The 718-nt window shown below is 42.8% G+C and carries 2 protein-coding genes; both read left to right on the top strand.

Translation table 11 applies throughout. The annotated features are described in order from the left end of the window. Window positions 1–210: phage tail sheath C-terminal domain-containing protein (locus tag ACFILY_RS09615; protein WP_375638018.1), on the top strand; the 210-nt coding region annotated here is incomplete at its 5' end. Next, window positions 210–716 carry a phage major tail tube protein gene (locus tag ACFILY_RS09610; protein ID WP_375638020.1) on the top strand — a complete coding sequence of 169 codons (507 nt, stop codon included), beginning with the start codon at window positions 210–212 and terminating at the stop codon, window positions 714–716. The genes ACFILY_RS09615 and ACFILY_RS09610, both read left to right, overlap by 1 nt. Window positions 717–718 lie beyond the last annotated feature (2 nt).

The raw sequence follows: 718 nt of genomic DNA, 5'->3' as shown, positions 1-718 counted from the left end.
AGTGAAAGCGTCAATGCCTATTTGCGTGATTTAAAAGCACAAGGCGCCATTCTTGGTGGGCGTTGTACGCCTGATCTAGAGTTGAATACAGCAAGCGCCATTGAAGGCGGCAGAGTCTATTTCAATGTCGAATTCACCCCCACAACACCAGCAGAACACATCACATTCCGTTCACGCATTGTGAATGATTATTTAGAGGAGATTTTTTAATGGCTATCCCCGTTTTACCAAGAGTTTTGAAATATTTTAACATTTTTGTCGACGGCATTCCCTATCAAGCAAAATGTGAAAGCGTAACATTACCGAATTTGAGTTTGGTTGTTGAAAGTTATCGTGGCGGAGGCATGGATAGCTCTATTGAAGTTGACCTTGGTCTTGAAACCCTCACACTTAGCATGACCATTTCTGATTGCTCTCCAGAATTGATGGCACTGTTGGGGCGCACAGATGTCGATATCTCATTACGAAGTTCAATGCAAGCGCAAGGCACACCAGCAGAAGGTGTTGTCATTACCATGAGAGGACTATGCAAAGGCTTTGAAATGGCAGAATGGCAACCGGGCAGCAAAGCAACATCCACAACTACCTTCACATTGCAGTATTTCAAATATGTCCAGAAGGACGTTGAAATCGTTGAGATAGATGTCCTCAACTTGGTGAGAAAATTCAATGGCGTCAATCAACTCGCAGACCATAGAGAAAATATAGGATTATAAAA

Source organism: Bartonella sp. CL25QHWL (assembly GCF_042195335.1).
In the GTDB taxonomy this organism is placed as follows: domain Bacteria; phylum Pseudomonadota; class Alphaproteobacteria; order Rhizobiales; family Rhizobiaceae; genus Bartonella.
This window is presented reverse-complemented; position numbering and strand designations above follow the sequence as displayed.

What these genes read in the sequence shown, in the direction of transcription:
- ACFILY_RS09610 (WP_375638020.1), top strand. Translation starts at nt 210, where the DNA reads ATGGCTATCCCCGTTTTACCAAGAGTTTTGAAATATTTTAACATTTTT.